A 16,962-nucleotide genomic window follows, 5' to 3' on the forward strand; every position below is an offset into this window, starting at 1 on the left:
GAGCGCGGACCGCAGAGCCCTCGTGGCTCGTACACCCGTCGCCGCACCGCACCCCGCCCGCTTCACGTCAGCTCGCGCTCCATGCCGGTGTCCGTCACCCCGCAGTCTCCGTCACGGGGCGAGGACGCGGGGGCGGGCCGCTCCGGTTCCCGCCGTCGCGCGGGCAGAGCCGCACCGGCGCCGCCGGCCACGCGTCTTCGTACCGTTGTCGTGGGTGCCCGGCCCCGTCCTCGTGAGGCTCTCTCACGCGGGGCCGACCCGGGCGAGCAGCGGGGTGCACTTCATGTTGTTCGTCGGCCAGTAGTCGACGGAGCAGGCGGTGAGGACGACAACGGCGTCGCGCAGGATGCGCAGAGTGACCGAGTCGCCGGCCTCCGAGGCGGCGGTGAGTACATCGAGGGTTCCGTCCGGCTCGGGGGCCGAGTTCTGGAAGATGTTCACCGGGTCGGGCACCACGGGCAGTACGACACCGGCCGAGGCTGCCGAGGTGATGAAGTTGTCGTGGCAGTTCGGGTGGTCCATGAGCCCTTCGCTCTCGTAGAGCCACCGGTTGCAGGGCGGGAAGAGCATGTCGTGGCTGCCGGGCGAGGTGTCCGCGACGAATTCGGCGATGGGCTCCCTGAACTGGTCGGTGAACTGCTCGCCGGGCCGGGGGAACATCCGCTCCAGCCGGTCCCGGGTATGGCTGGTGGACAGCCAGCGCCCGTGATCGGCGGCGTCGATCACCCACAGGTCGCCCACCTGGTGCCCCTCGACGTCCACGATCTCCACGAGGTCGCCGGCCGCGGCGCCGAACGCACGGCCCTCCTGCGCCGGCACGGTCACCGTACGGGTGTGCCCGGTCATGACTGCTCCCCTTCGCTCGTTCGGTCTCTCGTGTGAAGGTAGGCGTCCGGACGGCTCGCCCTGATCACGGGTCCCGATCAACGGTCCGGATCACGGATTCGGGTCCCAGGTCAGGGACACGCGTTCGGGCGACGTGTGCGGCTCACGGACTCGATCACCTGTCGCCGGACGCTCGCCGGCGATCGCCCGCCCCGGTGGTGATGCGCCCCCGCACCCGTCGGCCCGGTGCGGGCGGACGCGGAGTGCTCACCCCACGTGCACCCTGGGCCTGAGCGCCGGATCCGGCTCCGCCCTGCGCAGGACCTCCCGCGTCACCGGCGCCACTTCGCCCTCGCCGAAGACCAGGAAGCGCAGCAGCTGGCCCACGGGATGGCCCTCCGTCCAGGTGAAGTAGGCGTGCGGGATCTCGCCCGTACGATCGCGCAGCCGCACCAGCACCGCGGCGATCGTGTTGGCCACCGTGGTCCCGTCCACCCGCAGCCGCCGGACGCCGTACTTCTCGTCACCGCGGACGAGCAGATCGGTCGTGAAGTCGGAGGAGTCCTTGATGAAGACCTCCAGGAAGAGGACGGGCTGCCCGCCGGGGATGTGCGTCTCCTCGCGCTTGCTGTACTCCTTCGCGCGGTACTCGGCCCGGGGGTGCTCGGTCGGATCGCTCGCGATGATCCGCAGCGGCCCCACCACGGCCGCCTCGTCGATGAACCTGCCCGCGGTCTCGTCGAAGACGACCTTGGCCGCGCGCAGCTCGAAGGCGCGGTGCACCCGGGAGGCGAAGGAGGTCACCAGGATCGTCAGGATGAACAGGGCGGCGATCTTGATGCCGTCGGGCCGTTCGATCACATTCGCGACCAGGGTGTACGCGAACACGGCCGTGATCGTGCCGAAGCCCGCCGCCGCCCTGCGGCGGCCCCTGCGGTGCACGGCGACCGTGGAGGCGAAGGACGCCGAGAGCATCAGGACCAGGACGCCCGTGGCGTACGCGCTGCTCTGCTTGTCGACGTTCGCGTCGAAGTACAGGGTGATGCCGACGGCGATCGCCACGAACACCAGGACCAGCGGACGCACCGCACGCGTCCACTCGGGTGCCATCCCGTAGCGCGGCAGGAACCGGGGGACGAGATTGAGCAGCCCGGCGAGGGCGGAGGCGCCCGCGAACCACAGGATGCAGATGGTGGAGACGTCGTAGAACGTGCCGAAGACCTCGCCCAGGTTCTTGTGCGCCAGATAGGCGAGCGCGCGGCCGTTCGCCGGACCGCCCGCCTTGAAGTCCTCCTGGGGGATCAGCAGCGTCGTCGCCAGACTGGACAGCAGCAGGAAACAGCTCATGATCAGCGCGGCCGTGGTGAGCAGCTTGCGGGTGTCGCGGATCCGGCCCGCGGGGTTCTCGTAGGTGTCGGCGGGATCGCCCTTGATCTGCGGCATCACCGCCACCCCGGTCTCGAAGCCGGACATGCCGAGCGCCAGCTTGGGGAAGACCAGCAGCGCCACCCCGACCATGACGAACGGCGACGAGTGCTGACCCGTCATCGCCGTCCACCAGTCGCCGATCACCACCGGCTCGTGTGCCACCTGCCACGCCGATGCCGCCAGTACCACCAGATTGAGGGTCAGATAGACGGCCACGAGAGGGACGGCGACCCCGATGGCCTCCCGGAAGCCCTTGAGGAAGATCCCGCCGAGCAGTCCGATGAGCACCAGGGTGATCCACAGATTGGTGCCGTTGAGCCATGCGGGGGCGTACGGGTTCTCCACCACGTGCGCCGACGCGTCGGCCGCCGAGAGGGTGATGGTGATGATGAAGTCGGTCGCGGCGAAGCCCAGCAGGACGAGGACGAACAGCTTCCCCGCCCACCAGGGCAGCAGCCGCTCCAGCATGGCGATCGAGCCCTCGCCGTGCGGTGACTCCCGGGCCACCCTGCGGTAGACCGGCAGCGCGCCCAGCAGGGTCAGCGCGAGGAGGACCAGCGTCGCCAGCGGGGAGAGCAGCCCGGCCGCCAGAGCCGCGATACCGGGCTGGTAGCCGAGGGTGGAGAAGTAGTCCACGCCGGTGAGACACATGACCCGCCACCAGCGGTGGCCCTTCGCCTCGGCGTGCGGGGTGCCGTGCGGCCCCGGATGGCGGGCCGTCTGCTCGATCAGCCCCTGGAGCAGCCAGCCGCGCCAGCGCCCGTAGGGGTGCCCCCGCCGGGGCACGGTGTCGGTCCCCGCGCCGCTCATGGGCGTACCCGTGTGCCGTTCATGGGCGTACTCCCTGTCCTTCCCGCCCCGGTCCCGGCAGGCGGGATTCCGGCCACGGCGGCCCTGGGGATCATCCTCACCCGGCCACGTCGGACCGGCAGCCCGTGCGTCCGCCGGGCAGGTTGCCGTACAGGTTGCGTAAAGAGCGCCGAGCAGCCCGTATGGGACGTGTCAACGAATGCGGTGAACCGGCCGAAATCGGGGTTTCCTCGAACAGTCCGAAACCGAGCAGTTCCGATCCCATACAGGAGCTCACGATGGCCGACGTGGCCTTCGTCGTCACCACGATCGCGGTGTTCGCGCTGGTGGCACTCATCGCCAAGGGGGTGGCAAAGCTGTGACCGCCGAGAACATCGTCGGCCTGATCGTGGCCGTCGCCCTGCTGGGCTACCTCGTCCTCGCCCTTCTGTACCCGGAGAGGTTCTAGACCGGATATGAGTCCCGTACTTGCCGGTGTGCTCCAGTTGCTGGCGCTGATGGTGGCGCTCGCCCTGGTCCACCGTCCGCTGGGCGACTACATGGCCCGGGTCTACTCCTCCGACCGGCATCTGCGGGTGGAGCGGTGGATCTACCAGGCCATCGGTGCCAACCCGAACACGGACATGCGCTGGCCCGCCTATCTGCGGGGTGTGCTGGCGTTCTCCGCGGTCGGTGTCCTGTTCCTGTATCTGCTCCAGCGCCTGCAGGGCTCGCTGCCCGGCTCCCTCGGGTTCCAGTCGATCGACCCCGACCAGGCGTTCAACACGGCCGCGTCCTTCGTCTCCAACACCAACTGGCAGTCGTACTACGGCGAGCAGGCCATGGGGCACGTGGTGCAGACCGGCGGCCTCGCGGTGCAGAACTTCGTCTCGGCGGCCGTCGGGATCGCGGTGGCCGTCGCCCTCGTCCGGGGCTTCGCCCGCTCCCGCACCGGTGAGCTGGGCAACTTCTGGGCCGACCTGGTCCGCGGAACCGTGCGCATCCTGCTCCCGATGGCCGTGATCGGCGCGATCCTGCTGGTCGCCTGCGGTGCCATCCAGAACTTCGCGGGGATCCACCCGGTCGGCCAGTTCACGGGCGGCAGCCAGCAGTGGAACGGCGGCGCGGTCGCCTCCCAGGAGGCCATCAAGGAGCTGGGCACCAACGGCGGCGGCTACTTCAACGCCAACTCCGCCCACCCCTTCGAGAACCCCAACGGGCTCTCGAATCTGCTGGAGATCTTCCTGATCCTGGTCATCCCGCTGTCGATCACCCGCACGTTCGGCCGCATGGTCGGCAGTGTGAAGCAGGGGTACGCGATCCTCGGCACGATGGTCCTCATCTGGATCGGCTTCACCGCGCTGATGATGTGGACCGAGTTCGCCCACCCGGGCGAGGCGTTCGACATCGCGGGCGGCGCGATGGAGGGCAAGGAGACCCGGTTCGGCGTCGGCGGCTCGTCGATCTTCGCCGTGGCCACCACGCTCACCTCCACCGGAGCCGTCAACAGCTTCCTCTCCTCCTTCACCGGATACGGCGGCGGTATCGCGATGCTCGGCATGCAACTGGGCGAGATCGCGCCCGGTGGTGTCGGCTCCGGGCTCTACGGAATGCTGATCATGGCGATCATCGCCGTCTTCATCGCGGGCCTGATGGTCGGCCGTACGCCCGAGTACCTCGGCAAGAAGATCGGCACCCGCGAGATCAAGCTGGCGGCCTGCTACATCCTCGTCACCCCGGCGCTCGTGCTGTGCTTCACCGGCCTCGCGATCGCCCTGCCCACCCCGCCCGACTCCATCACCAACACCGCGGCGGACGCGGTGGCCGGCTCGGGGGCGCACGGCTTCTCCGAGATCCTGTACGCCTACACCTCGGGCGCCAACAACAACGGCTCGGCCTTCGCCGGCCTCAACGCCGACACCCAGTGGTACAACACCACCCTCGGACTGGCGATGCTGCTGGGCCGCTTCCTCCCGATGGTCTTCGTCCTCGCGCTCGCCGGTTCCCTCGCCGAGCAGAAGCCGGTCCCCGCCACCGCCGGAACGCTGCGGACCGAGAAGCCGCTGTTCACGGGTCTGCTGGTCGGCACCATCCTCATCATCACCGGACTGACCTACTTCCCGGCGCTGGCGCTGGGTCCGCTCGCCGAAGGGCTCGCGTCATGAGCACGATTACTCCCACCCGGGCGCCGCACTCGGACGTGCCCACGGGTCACAAGCCCTCGGACGGGCGGATCGGCGGGGGTCTGTTCGACCCCAAACAGCTGGTGAAGTCCTTCCCTGACGCGCTGAGAAAGCTCGACCCGCGGGTGATGGTCAAGTCCCCCGTGATGTTCGTCGTGCTCATCGGCTCGGTCGTCACCACCGTGCTGGCGGCCACCGAGCCGGGCGACTGGTTCGGCTGGGCGATCACCGCCTGGCTCTGGCTGACCACGATCTTCGCCAATCTGGCGGAGGCCGTGGCCGAGGGGCGGGGCAAGGCCCAGGCCGACACCCTGCGCAAGGCCAAGACCGACACGGTCGCGCGCCGGCTGACCGGCCGGCAGGAGGAGCGGGTCCCGGGAACGGATCTGCGCATCGGCGATCAGGTGGTCTGCGAGGCCGGCGACATCATCCCCGGCGACGGCGATGTCGTGGAGGGAGTCGCCTCCGTCGACGAGTCGGCCATCACCGGCGAGTCGGCGCCCGTCATCCGTGAGTCCGGCGGCGACCGCAGCGCGGTCACCGGCGGGACGAAGGTGCTCTCCGACCGGATCGTCGTCAAGATCACCACCAAGCCCGGCGAGACCTTCATCGACCGGATGATCGCCCTGGTGGAGGGCGCCGCCCGGCAGAAGACGCCCAACGAGATCGCGCTCAACATCCTGCTCGCCTCGCTGACGATCGTCTTCCTGCTGGCCGTGGTCACCCTCAAGCCGTTCGCGATCTACGCGGGCGCCGACCACGAGACCTCGCTCATCGTGCTGACGGCCCTGCTGGTCTGTCTGATCCCGACGACCATCGGAGCGCTGCTGTCGGCGATCGGCATCGCGGGCATGGACCGGCTCGTCCAGCGCAATGTGCTCGCCATGTCCGGCCGGGCCGTCGAGGCGGCGGGCGATGTGTCGACCCTGCTGCTGGACAAGACCGGTACGATCACCCTCGGCAACCGCCAGGCGGCCGAGTTCGTCCCCGTCGGCGGCTGCACCGCGGCCGAACTCGCCGACGCCGCCCAGCTCTCCTCGCTCGCCGACGAGACCCCCGAGGGCCGCTCGGTCGTCGTCCTCGCCAAGGAGAAGTACGGACTGCGCGAACGCCACCAGGGCGAGCTGGAGCAGGCCGAGTGGATCGCGTTCACCGCCCAGACCCGGATGTCCGGCGTCGACGTCGACGGCCGCAGCATCCGCAAGGGCGCGACGTCCTCCGTGACCACCTGGGTCAGGGACCAGGGCGGCACCGTCTCCGACGACGCCGACCGGGTCACCGACGAGATCTCGCAGAAGGGCGGCACACCGCTGCTCGTCGCGGTCAAGGACGGCGAGGGCGCGCGGGTCCTGGGGGTCATCCACCTCAAGGACGTCGTCAAGGACGGTATGCGGGACCGGTTCGAGGAACTGCGCCGCATGGGCATCAAGACCGTCATGATCACCGGTGACAACCCGCTGACCGCGCGCGCCATCGCTGAGGAGGCCGGTGTCGACGACTTCCTCGCCGAGGCCACCCCCGAGGACAAGATGGCCCTCATCAAGCGGGAGCAGGCGGGCGGGAAGCTGGTCGCGATGACCGGTGACGGGACGAACGACGCCCCGGCGCTGGCCCAGGCCGACGTCGGTGTCGCGATGAACACCGGCACCTCGGCCGCCAAGGAGGCCGGGAACATGGTCGACCTGGACTCCAACCCCACCAAGCTGATCGAGATCGTCGAGATCGGCAAGCAGCTCCTCATCACCCGGGGCGCGCTGACCACCTTCTCCATCGCCAACGACGTCGCCAAGTACTTCGCCATCATCCCGGCGATGTTCGCGGCGGCCTATCCGGGGCTGGACACCCTGAACATCATGCGGTTGTCCTCGCCCGAGTCCGCGATCCTCTCCGCGGTCGTCTTCAACGCGCTGATCATCGTCGCCCTGGTGCCGCTCGCCCTGCGCGGTGTGCGCTACCGCCCCACCAGCGCTGACCGCATGCTCCGCCGCAACCTCGGGATCTACGGCTTCGGCGGGCTGATCGCCCCCTTCATCGGCATCAAACTCCTCGACCTGATCATCTCCTCCATCCCTGGCATCGGGTGACGACCATGAACACCTCCGTACGCAACACGGGACGGCTCATCGCGGCGGGCCTGCGGGCCGTTCTCGTCCTGACCATCGTCTGCGGCGTCATCTACCCGCTCGCCGTCACCGGGGTCGCCCAGGCCCTCTTCAACGACAAGGCCAACGGCTCCGAGATCACGGCCGACGGCAAGGTCGTGGGCTCCTCCCTCATCGGCCAGACCTATCTGCTGCCGAAGAAGAACCCCGACGACCCCGACGAGGCACCGCGGCCCGATCTGCGGTGGTTCCAGCCGCGCCCGTCCAACGGCCTCGGCAGCAACAGTGTCAACACCCAGTACTCCCTGATCCTCTCCGGCGCGACCAACCGGGCCGGGAACAACAAGGAGCTGATCGACTGGGTGACGTCGGCGAAGCGGGCCGTCGTCGAGGACAACAAGGCGTCCGGCTACACGCCCAGGCCCTCGGACGTGCCCCCGGACGCGGTCACCTCCTCGGGATCGGGCCTGGACCCCGACATCTCTCCCGCGTACGCGGAACTCCAGGTCCGCCGGGTCGCCGAGAAGAACGGGCTCGGTGTCGACCAGGTCCGGAAACTGGTCGAGGACCACACCAGCGACCGGATCCTCGGCTTCATCGGCGAACCCCGGGTCAATGTCCTGGAACTCAACGTCGCCCTCAAAGAACTGACGAAGGGTCAGTAGCCTCCCGGGCCCCGGGGCCGGGCCGCGCGCCGGACGACGGCCGCGCTCCGCCCCGGGGCCGGGTGCTGTCCCTCGGGCGCCCCGGAAAAACCACTACCGGACGGCGGGACGGCGCATACGAGTGTGCCGTGCATGCGCCGGCGGACAGCGGACCCCGAAGCCCCCGATCCCCCGAGAATCCCGACTGCCGCAGTGCGGGCCGCTATCTGTGGTGGCTGGTCACCAGCCAGAAACGCCGGGTCGCCGCCGGGGCCTTCCTCGGCAGCGCCTGGACGGTCGGACTGACCGTCCCGCCGTATCTGCTCGCCCGCGCCATCGACGAGGGGCTGGAGCCGGGGAACCGGACCGGGCTCCTCGGCTGGGTCGCGGCCCTCCTCGCGGTCGGCGTCCTCGACGCCTGGCTGGCGATCATGCGGCACCGCACCATGACCCGGGTCCGGCTGGACGCCGCGTTCCGTTCCGTACGGGTCGTCGTGGCGCATGCCACCCGGCTCGGCGCCGCGCTGCCCCGGCGGGTCACCGCGGGCGAGGTCGTCACCATCGGGTTCTCCGATGTCTCCCTCATGGCGAACGCCCTCACGATCACCGGGCCCGGCTTCGGCTCCGTGATCGCCTTCGCGGTCGTGGCCGTGCTGCTGCTGGCCGTGTCCCCACCGGAACGGATCACGCGGTCCGCGAGTCATCCGTCGAACTCCCGTGGCACCCGGGCTGTTGCCGTCGATGGGCTTCCCGTCGGACATCAGGCTGTGGAAACACCCGTGGAAGGCCCGGCCGTGCCGGCATCGACGCCGGGCGGCCAGGACGGACTCGGCCTCCTCGGGAGCCGGCACGGCGGACGCCCGAGCCTCGCCACCGCCGCCGGGACAGCCCTAGGGCGTGTATCGAAAGTCCCGCCTGGCCTGCGACGCCCAGCACGCACACTCGCTGCGTTGTCGGAATCACCCAAGTACGTCCAGTACGAGGGCGACCCTCCGCCTTGCGATTGCACGCACCGGACGCCGCAGGCCCCGCCCTCCGGGCGGACGGCGCTACTTTCGATACACGCCCTAGGAGAGTCGGTCCACGAGCGCGGCCAGCGCTCCGGCCAGCGCGTCGAGACCGGGACCGGAGGGGCCGCCCGGCTCCTCCATGTACACATCCCGCCGGATCTCGACCATCAGCGCGCCGACGCGGGCGTCCTCGCCGTAGAACTCCAGCGGCACATAGGTGCCGGTGAACGGGCTGTCGACCCCCGTCCCGCCGAAGCCCGCGAACGCCCGTTCGGCGTGGGCGAGCAGGTCGGGCGGGGTGTGGAAGGCGTCGGTGCCCAGACAGACCGGCGGGCGGGGGCCGTCGCCGTGGAGTTCGTACGGAAGCCGTTCCGTCGGATACGAGTGGACATCGACGACGACCGCCCGCCCGGTGGCGGCCAGCCGGCCCGCCACGGCGTCCGCCATGGCACGTGCGTACGGCTGGAAGTACCGCTCGATCAGCGGCCGCGGGTCCGTGCCGGCCGGGCGCAGCGCCTCGCGGTGCGTGGTCGCCGTGTAGACCGCGCCCATGCCGACCGAGAGCATCTCCTCGCGCTCGTCGGGGAACCGCTCCGGGTCGACGACCAGCCGGGAGAGGCCGTTGACAAAACGCCAGGGCGTGCGTCCGGCGAGTGCCGCGGCGGCCGAGGCCAGCTCGGCGGTGTGCGCGTCGGTGATGTGGTCCAGCTCGCGCTCCAGGGCGCTGTCGTCGAGCACGATGCCGGAGCGCACGGACTCGGGAATCACCCGCGAGGAGTGCGGGACGTGCAGGATCACGGGTGAGTCGGCGGCGCCCGGGAGGAGCCGGAAGGAGTCGTGCGCAGAGGTCATGGGTGTCCTTGAGAAGGTGAGGCGGTCCGGGAGGAAGCGGTCGAGGCCGGCGGTCGTGTCCGGACGTCGTGCCCGGTTGCCCCCGCCCGTCCCGATGCCCCCGCGGGGCCGGGAGCCCGCGGGGGCATCGGGACGGCAAGGCGTTCGGTCAGTCGGTCGTCGTACGGGCCTTGTCGAGCACGACCTGCGGCGGCACCGTCTCGTCGCGGCACTCCGGTGGCACCTCCCCCTTCCGCGGGCCGCGCAGCCGGGTGACGAGCGGTTCCGTGAAGCGGGCGGCCAGTGGTCCGAGGATGACCAGGATCAGGACGTACGCCGTGGCGATCGGCCCGATCCGGGGTTCGGCCCCGACGGCCAGCCCCGCGATGACGATCGAGAACTCGCCCCGGGCCACCAGCGCCCCGCCCGCCCGCAGCCGGCCGGGGAAGCCGATGCCCGCGCGCCGGGCCGCGTACCAGCCGGTGAGGATCTTGGTGACGGTCGTGACGATGGCCAGCACCAGCGCGGGCAGCAGGACCGGCGGGATCGCGGTGGGGTCCGTGGAGAGCCCGAAGAAGACGAAGAACACCGCGGCGAACAGGTCCCGCAGCGGTGTGAGGAGCTTACGGGCGCCCTCGGCGACCTCCCCGGACAGCGCGATACCGACCAGGAAGGCACCCACGGCGGCGGATACCTGGAGCTCCTGGGCGACGCCCGCCACCAGCAGGGTCAGCCCCAGCACCACCAGCAGCAGCATCTCCGGATTGTCGGAGGACACCGCGCGGCTGATCAGCCGGCCGTGCCGGAGGGCGAGGTACAGCACGATCCCGACCGCGCCCAGCGCGATCAGCAGCGTGATGCTGCCGCCCGCGAGTCCCACACCGGCCAGCAGCGCGGTGAGCAGCGGCAGATACACCGCCATCGCCAGGTCCTCCATGACCAGGATGCCGAGGATCACCGGGGTCTCCCGGTTGCCCAGCCGCCCCAGGTCCGTGAGCACCTTCGCGATGACTCCGGACGAGGAGATCCAGGTGACACCGGCCAGTGCGACCGCCGCGACCGGCCCCCAGCCCAGCAGCAGTGCCGCCGCCGCGCCCGGCAGCGCGTTGAGCACGAAGTCGACCGCGCCGGACGGGTACTGCGTCTTCAGGCTGCCGACCAGTTCGGACGCGCTGTATTCGAGACCCAGCAGAAGCAGCAGCAGAATGACGCCGATCTCCGCGCCGACGGCCACGAAGTCCTCGCTCGCGCTGAACGGGAACAGCCCGCCGTGCCCGAACGCCAGGCCCACGAGGAGGTACAGGGGTATGGGGGACATGCCGATCCGCCCGGCGCCCCGCCCTATCAGACCGAGACCGAGGATGATCGCCCCGAGTTCGATCAGCAGTGCCGTGGTGTCGTGCACGATCAGCCTTCCGCGATGATCTCGGCGAGCGCGTCGACGCCCTCACGGGTGCCCACCGCGACCAGGGTGTCGCCGAGCGCGAAGCGGAAGTCCGGCCCCGGCGACGGATGGGCGCTCGTCCGCCGCAGCACGGCCACGATGGACGCACCGGTCCTCGTCCGCGCCGCCGTCTCGGCGAGCAGCCGGCCGATGTACGGGGACCTCGGTCCCACCTGGATGTGCTCCGTCACCAGGTCGATGCCGTCCGTCCGTACGGCGTCGATCGGCGCGGGATCGATGAGATGTGCCAGCGCGGTGGCCTCCTCGGAGGACAGCGGGACCGAGAGCCGGCACGCGTCGGGGTCGTCCGACGCGTAGAAGCCGAGGAACCGGCGGCCGTCGTGGTGCACGACGACGGAGATGTGACGCCCTTCCTCGGTGGTGAAGTCGTACTGCGTCCCGACTCCCGGCAATGAGGTGCGACGGGTGCCCATGCTCGCCTCCCGAGGCGTGGGTCGTCCTCTCACCGTGGTCGGGTGAGCGGGGTGATGGGTGGTGGACAAACGTATTTTACGGACCGGGCCGACCGCCCCGGCGGGCGGTGCCGCCCCGTATCCGGTCGAGCACCGCCCGGACCTCGGCCATTCCCCCGAAGACCACCCGTCCCGCGCCCCGCCCGGAGCACCGCCGGGTGCCGGGAGCCCCGGGGTGCGGGGGCTCGGCCTCCGATGGCGCCGCGTCCGGGGAAGCGGGGCGCCGATGGCGCCGCGCCGAGGCCGCCGCCCGCTCGCGGTGACCGGTGCGTCGGCCCGGGGGATCCGCCCTGTCCGTCCTCGGCCCGGGAGGGGTCGTGGCGGGCCCCGAGACGGACGCCGACGACAAGATCCGGGGGCCGTGCGGGCCCCGAGGCGGACGCTTCCGGCCCCGGGTTCCCGCCCGGGGCGCGGGCCGGCCGGGTCCCGGGGCCGGAACCGGGAAGGGTGAGGCCTCAGCGCGAGACGGTCCGGTCGATGGCCTCCGAGACTCGGGACCACGTCGCCGCGTCCCGTTCCACCGGCGGCAGCTCGACCGTTCTGCCCACCGCCCCCTGCCACGTCCGTGCCAGCTCCACCGGATCGTCACCGGTCGACGCGCCCGCGGCCAGGGCGCCCGCGCCGACGGCCACCAGTTCGCCGGTCGGGGGGATCAGCAGGGGCCGGCCCGAGAGCCGGCGGACGGTCTCCACCCAGTGGTGCCCCCGCGCCCCGCCCCCGACCAGCCGCAGCGGACGGGCGGCGACCTCCGGGTCCGTGGGGTCGAGGCCGCACGCCCGCAGCACCTCGTCCAGCGCGCGCAGGACCGTCACCACGGCCCCTTCGTACGCCGCTCCGAGGATCTGCTGACGGCTCGTCGTGTGCCGCAGACCGGTGAGGAAACCGGACGCGTCCGGCAGGTCGGGAGTCCGCTCGCCGTCGAGATACGGCAGCAGGACGACCTCCCCGCCCGCCTCCGCCGTGTCCCGGCTCAGCCCCAGCAGCGCGGCGATCCTGTCCACGGCGAGCGTGCAGTTCAGGGTGCAGGCCAGCGGGAGATACGTACCGTCGGTGGCCGCGAAGCCGGAGAGCGCGGGCGACACGGGCCGGGCGCGGGTCGCCGCGAACACCGTGCCCGAGGTGCCGAGGCTGAGCACCGGATGGTCGAGCAGGCCCCCGCCCCCGAGCCCCAGTCCCGCCGCGGCGGCCATGTTGTCGCCCGTGCCCGCGGCGACGGCGATGCCCGCGGGCAGGCCGAGGGCGTCCGCCGCCGCGGCCGTGAGCGATCCGGCGCGGGTGCTCCCGGTGGGGGCCACCGCGGGCAGCAGTCCCGCGTCCAGACCGATGAGCTCCAGCAGCCCCGGGTCGTACGCCCCGGTCCCGGTGGAGTACCAGCCGGTGCCGGACGCGTCGCCGGGATCGGTCACGGCGACACCCGCGAGCCGCTCGGTGAGGAAGTCGTGGGGGAGCCGTACGGCCGCGGCCGCCTCGGCCGCGCGCGGTTCGTGCTCGCGAAGCCACCGCCACTTGGAGGCGGTCAGGGACGCCACCGGCACCGATCCGGTCCGCGCCGCCCACGCGCCGGGACCGCCGAGTTCCCCGGTGAGAGCGGCGGCCTGCGGTGCCGACCTGGTGTCGTTCCAGAGCATCGCGGGACGCACCGGACGCCCCGACCCGTCCAGGACGACAAGCCCGTGCTGCTGTCCGGCGACGGCGATGCCCGTCACCGACGACGCCGGCACACCGGACTCCTTGAGCCCGAGGGCGACGGCCTCCCGCAGGGCCTGCCACCAGGCCTCGGGGTCGCTCTCCCGCGCGCCCTCCGCGCCGCTGACCTCGTGCGCGGCCCGGCCCACGGCGAGGATCCGGCCGGTCGCCACCTCGATGAACGCCGCCTTCGCGGACTGGGTCGAGCTGTCCACGCCGATGACGACAGCCTGGCTCGGCATTGCCTCCACCTCTCCGTCCCTGCTTCTCCATCCGGGGCCCAATTTGGCCACAGGTGAAACAAATTACGCCAACCTGACGACGAGGAACAGGTGTTGAGGGGCTTCTGTAACACCCCTGCGATGTGCATCATTAGTAAGCGAAGAAAACAAACAACCTGTCAAACAGCGGATCGAAGGCGGTCAGAGCCATGACGGAACGCTTCACCCCCACCCCCGGCGACAAGTTCAGCTTCGGCCTGTGGACGGTCGGCTGGCAGGGCAGGGACCCCTTCGGGGACGCGACCCGGCCGCCGCTGGACCCCGTGGAAACGGTGCAGCGGCTCGCCGACCTGGGCGCGTACGGGGTGACCTTCCACGACGACGACCTCATCCCCTTCGGCGCGTCCGAGTCGGAGCGCGAGACCCACGTCAAGCGCTTCCGGCAGGCGCTGGACGCGACCGGGCTCGTCGTGCCCATGGCCACCACCAATCTCTTCACGCACCCCGTCTTCAAGGACGGCGGCTTCACCGCGAACGACCGGGACGTACGCCGGTACGCGCTGCGCAAGACGATCCGCAACATCGATCTCGCGGCCGGGCTCGGCGCGCACACCTATGTCGCCTGGGGCGGACGGGAGGGCGCCGAGTCCGGCGCGGCGAAGGACGTGCGGGTGGCGCTCGACCGGATGAAGGAGGCGTTCGACCTGCTCGGGCAGTACGTCACCGAGCAGGGCTACGACCTCCGTTTCGCCATCGAGCCCAAGCCCAACGAGCCGCGCGGCGACATCCTGCTGCCGACGGTCGGCCATGCCCTCGCCTTCATCGAGCGCCTCGAACGGCCCGAGCTGTTCGGGGTCAACCCGGAGGTCGGGCACGAGCAGATGGCCGGGCTGAACTTCACGCACTCGATCGCCCAGGCGCTGTGGGCGGGCAAGCTGTTCCACATCGACCTCAACGGCCAGAACGGCATCAAGTACGACCAGGACCTCCGCTTCGGCGCGGGCGATCTGCGCTCCGCTTTCTGGCTGGTCGACCTGCTGGAGTCGGCGGGCTACGAGGGCCCCCGGCACTTCGACTTCAAGCCGCCGAGGACGGAGGGCGCGGACGGCGTGTGGGCGTCGGCGGCCGGCTGTATGCGGAACTATCTGATCCTGCGGGAGCGCGCCGCCGCGTTCCGCGCGGACCCGAGGGTCCGGGAGGCCCTGCGGGCGGCGCGCCTGGACGAACTGGCCCTGCCGACGGCGGCGGACGGAGTGGCGGGGCTGCTGGCGGACCGCTCGGCGTTCGAGGACTTCGACGTGGACGGCGCGGCGGAGCGCGGTATGGCGTTCGAGACCCTCGACCAGCTGGCCCTCGACCACCTCCTCGCCACCGCCTGATCCCACCCCCGCTCCCGGCCCCGCCCGGACACGGCCGTTCCCGGACCCGGCCGCTCCTGTCCCGGGCGGGGCCGCTCCTTGTCCGGGCACGGGTGCTCGGCGGCCCGGACGTCGTGGGCCCGGACCGGGAGCGGCTTCCTCAGCCCGCCGCGCGGGTGCTGAACGCGAGAGGGTCCGTCAGGACGTCCTGGACGACCAGCGCCGCCGCCCCTCTCGCCGCGTCCGTCGCCGGCGACGACGCCCGCAGCCGCGCCGCCGTCGGCTGCCACAGCCCCGAGACCACCCGCGCCGACAGCTCCCGCGCCGCCGGCGGCGCGAGCCACGGAACCAGCGGACGGTAGATACCGCCGAGCACCACCGCGTCCGGGTCGAAGAGATTCACCGCGCCGGACAGGACCCGCCCCAGCATCAGCCCCGCCCGCGCCAGCGCGGACAGCGCCCGGTCGTCGGAGGCACGGGCGCGGTGCACCAGCTCGGCCACCCCCGTCGAACCGTCCGACTCGTCCAGGCCCGCCGCCCGCAGCAGCGCGGACTGCCCCGCGTACTGCTCCAGACAGCCCCGCGAACCGCACCGGCACTCGGGACCGTCGGGTGCCACGACGACATGGCCGATCTCCCCGGCGAAACCGTGCGCCCCGCGCAGCAGCTCACCGCCGAGGACCAGCGCCCCGCCGACCCCGATCTCGCCGGTGAGGTACAGAAAGGTGCGTACGTCCCCGAGCCCGCCGAACCACAGTTCCGCCAGCGCCGCCAGATTCGCCTCGTTCTCCGAGCGGACCGGCAGCACGGGCAGCCGGGGCCGCATCCCGGCGAGCGCCTCGGCGAAGAGATCCTCCGCCGGGACCCGGACCCAGCCGAGGTTGGGCGCGGACCGTACGGTCCCGGCGGTCACCAGGCCGGGCAGGGCGAGCGCGGAGCCCACCGGGCGCAGATCCTGCTCCACCGCGGACACCAGTGCCCGTGAGGCGATCCGCGCGGCCCGGGCCAGCACCCGCGCGGGGGAGGCGCCCCGGTTGTCGAGGTGCTCGACCAGACGGACCCGGTCGGTGCCCGCGAGATCCACCACGCACACCGACACGTAGTCGACGTTGATCTCGACCCCGATGCCCGCGACCCCGGTACGGGCGACCTTGAGGACGGTGCCAGGGCGCCCGGCCTGGCCGCTGAAGGTCTTGCCCGACTCGGAGAGGAAGCCGTTCTCCAGCAACTGCTCGACCAGGGAGGATATGGCGGCGCGGGTCAGCCCCACCCGGGCCGAGACCCCGGCGCGGGTGATCTCGCCCGCGTCCCGGACGGCCCGCAGCACCAGGCTCAGATTGTGACGGCGCACGGTGTCCCGGCCGGCCTTGGGCTCCAGAGGGTCCCGGCCCACGGGACCGGTCAGCCTCACACGTGCGGGTGGCTCCACGTATCAGCCCTGTGGCCCGCGGTATCCCAGGGACGCCTCGATGCGTCCGGCGAGCCCGTCGTGCCGCCGGGGGCCGCGTCCGGTCGAACCGGCGAGCCAGGAGCGGCACTTGCTGCCGAGGAGCAGACCGAAGCTCTCCGCCTCGTTCTCCTCGGTCTGGTCGAAGCGGGTCCGCGCGGCGACCTTGAGGACGGTGTCCTGGAGGTCGGCCTCGTCGGAGAGCAGCCGGGCCGCGACCGCCGCGCCCTCGACGTGGTGGGTGCAGTGCCCGGCCTTCATGTGCCACAGCTCGTGCCCGAGGATCACCAACTGGTGGTCGGGCGCAGTGCGTTCCTCGATGACGATGAGGTCCTGGTCGGTCATGTCGAGCCAGAGCCCGCTGGCCGTACCGGGGGGAAAGGCGGCCGTGCGGTAGCGGACGGGCCTGCCGCGGCGCCTGCTCATACCGCCGCACAGGGCCGCGTAGAGATCGGCGGGCTCCGCCGGCGCGGGCAGGTCGATCCCGGCTACCAGCTCGCCGCAGAGCCGACGCATCTCCT

The 16,962-nt window shown here is 71.5% G+C and carries 14 protein-coding genes and 1 pseudogene; 7 read left to right on the plus strand and 8 right to left on the minus strand.

Going from position 1 to position 16,962, the window contains the following annotated elements; genetic code table 11:
* Nucleotides 1–243: 243 nt before the first annotated feature.
* A complete protein-coding gene (locus ACFYT4_RS16195; protein WP_389268794.1) occupies nucleotides 244–846 on the minus strand; it encodes a DUF1989 domain-containing protein in 603 nt (200 codons plus the stop codon).
* Nucleotides 847–1,092: 246 nt separating this feature from the next.
* The gene (locus ACFYT4_RS16200; protein WP_389268796.1) at nucleotides 1,093–3,063 is read right to left on the minus strand and encodes an amino acid transporter; all 1,971 of its coding nucleotides are present in this window, start codon (nucleotides 3,061–3,063) and stop codon (nucleotides 1,093–1,095) included.
* 182 nt (nucleotides 3,064–3,245) lie between these two features.
* Between ACFYT4_RS16200 and ACFYT4_RS16205 the strand changes: the two genes are divergently transcribed.
* The 6 genes and pseudogenes from ACFYT4_RS16205 to ACFYT4_RS16230 all read left to right on the plus strand — a co-directional run.
* A complete protein-coding gene (locus ACFYT4_RS16205; RefSeq protein ID WP_389268798.1) occupies nucleotides 3,246–3,425 on the plus strand; it encodes a hypothetical protein in 180 nt (59 codons plus the stop codon).
* Nucleotides 3,422–3,511: a K(+)-transporting ATPase subunit F gene (gene kdpF / locus ACFYT4_RS16210; RefSeq protein WP_037701211.1), complete on the plus strand. Its 90-nt coding sequence runs from the start codon at nucleotides 3,422–3,424 to the stop codon at nucleotides 3,509–3,511. Before ACFYT4_RS16205 ends, kdpF begins: the two co-directional genes overlap by 4 nt.
* A gap of 7 nt (nucleotides 3,512–3,518) precedes the next feature.
* Nucleotides 3,519–5,207 carry a potassium-transporting ATPase subunit KdpA gene (kdpA, locus tag ACFYT4_RS16215; protein WP_389268800.1) on the plus strand — a complete coding sequence of 563 codons (1,689 nt, stop codon included), beginning with the start codon at nucleotides 3,519–3,521 and terminating at the stop codon, nucleotides 5,205–5,207.
* Nucleotides 5,204–7,309 (plus strand): potassium-transporting ATPase subunit KdpB, encoded by a 2,106-nt coding sequence (gene kdpB / locus ACFYT4_RS16220; RefSeq protein WP_389268802.1) that lies wholly within the window; start codon nucleotides 5,204–5,206, stop codon nucleotides 7,307–7,309. The genes kdpA and kdpB overlap by 4 nt, the downstream gene beginning before the upstream one ends.
* Before the next feature lie 5 nt (nucleotides 7,310–7,314).
* Nucleotides 7,315–7,992: a potassium-transporting ATPase subunit C gene (locus tag ACFYT4_RS16225; RefSeq protein ID WP_389268804.1), complete on the plus strand. Its 678-nt coding sequence runs from the start codon at nucleotides 7,315–7,317 to the stop codon at nucleotides 7,990–7,992.
* Between the two features lie 128 nt (nucleotides 7,993–8,120).
* A pseudogene (locus tag ACFYT4_RS16230) lies at nucleotides 8,121–8,645 on the plus strand (ABC transporter ATP-binding protein); the annotation flags it as partial.
* A 393-nt stretch (nucleotides 8,646–9,038) separates the two neighbouring features.
* On the opposite strand, the gene ACFYT4_RS16235 reads toward ACFYT4_RS16230, so the two are convergent.
* From ACFYT4_RS16235 to xylB, 4 genes are all read right to left on the minus strand, one after another.
* Nucleotides 9,039–9,833, minus strand: coding sequence for an N-formylglutamate amidohydrolase (locus tag ACFYT4_RS16235; protein ID WP_389268806.1), 795 nt, complete (start codon nucleotides 9,831–9,833; stop codon nucleotides 9,039–9,041).
* A 148-nt stretch (nucleotides 9,834–9,981) separates the two neighbouring features.
* Complete coding sequence (locus tag ACFYT4_RS16240; RefSeq protein ID WP_389268808.1) at nucleotides 9,982–11,217, minus strand: cation:proton antiporter; 1,236 nt, start codon at nucleotides 11,215–11,217, stop codon at nucleotides 9,982–9,984.
* Nucleotides 11,218–11,219: 2 nt separating this feature from the next.
* Nucleotides 11,220–11,690, minus strand: a complete 471-nt coding sequence (locus ACFYT4_RS16245; protein WP_389268810.1) for a cation:proton antiporter regulatory subunit — start codon at nucleotides 11,688–11,690, stop codon at nucleotides 11,220–11,222.
* A 494-nt stretch (nucleotides 11,691–12,184) separates the two neighbouring features.
* Nucleotides 12,185–13,657 (minus strand): xylulokinase, encoded by a 1,473-nt coding sequence (gene xylB, locus ACFYT4_RS16250; protein ID WP_389268812.1) that lies wholly within the window; start codon nucleotides 13,655–13,657, stop codon nucleotides 12,185–12,187.
* A 188-nt stretch (nucleotides 13,658–13,845) separates the two neighbouring features.
* Between xylB and xylA the strand changes: the two genes are divergently transcribed.
* On the plus strand, nucleotides 13,846–15,015 hold the full coding sequence (xylA, locus tag ACFYT4_RS16255) for a xylose isomerase (RefSeq protein WP_389268814.1): 1,170 nt from the start codon (nucleotides 13,846–13,848) through the stop codon (nucleotides 15,013–15,015).
* A 139-nt stretch (nucleotides 15,016–15,154) separates the two neighbouring features.
* Here the strand turns inward: xylA and ACFYT4_RS16260 are convergent, their stop codons facing one another.
* Nucleotides 15,155–16,405 (minus strand): ROK family protein, encoded by a 1,251-nt coding sequence (locus ACFYT4_RS16260; protein ID WP_389268816.1) that lies wholly within the window; start codon nucleotides 16,403–16,405, stop codon nucleotides 15,155–15,157.
* 21 nt (nucleotides 16,406–16,426) lie between these two features.
* The gene (locus tag ACFYT4_RS16265; RefSeq protein WP_389268956.1) at nucleotides 16,427–16,957 is read right to left on the minus strand and encodes a toxin-antitoxin system, toxin component; all 531 of its coding nucleotides are present in this window, start codon (nucleotides 16,955–16,957) and stop codon (nucleotides 16,427–16,429) included.
* Between the last annotated feature and the right edge of the window lie 5 nt (nucleotides 16,958–16,962).

The sequence above is a fragment of the Streptomyces sp. NPDC004609 genome, assembly GCF_042873655.1.
In the GTDB taxonomy this organism is placed as follows: Bacteria; Actinomycetota; Actinomycetes; order Streptomycetales; family Streptomycetaceae; genus Streptomyces.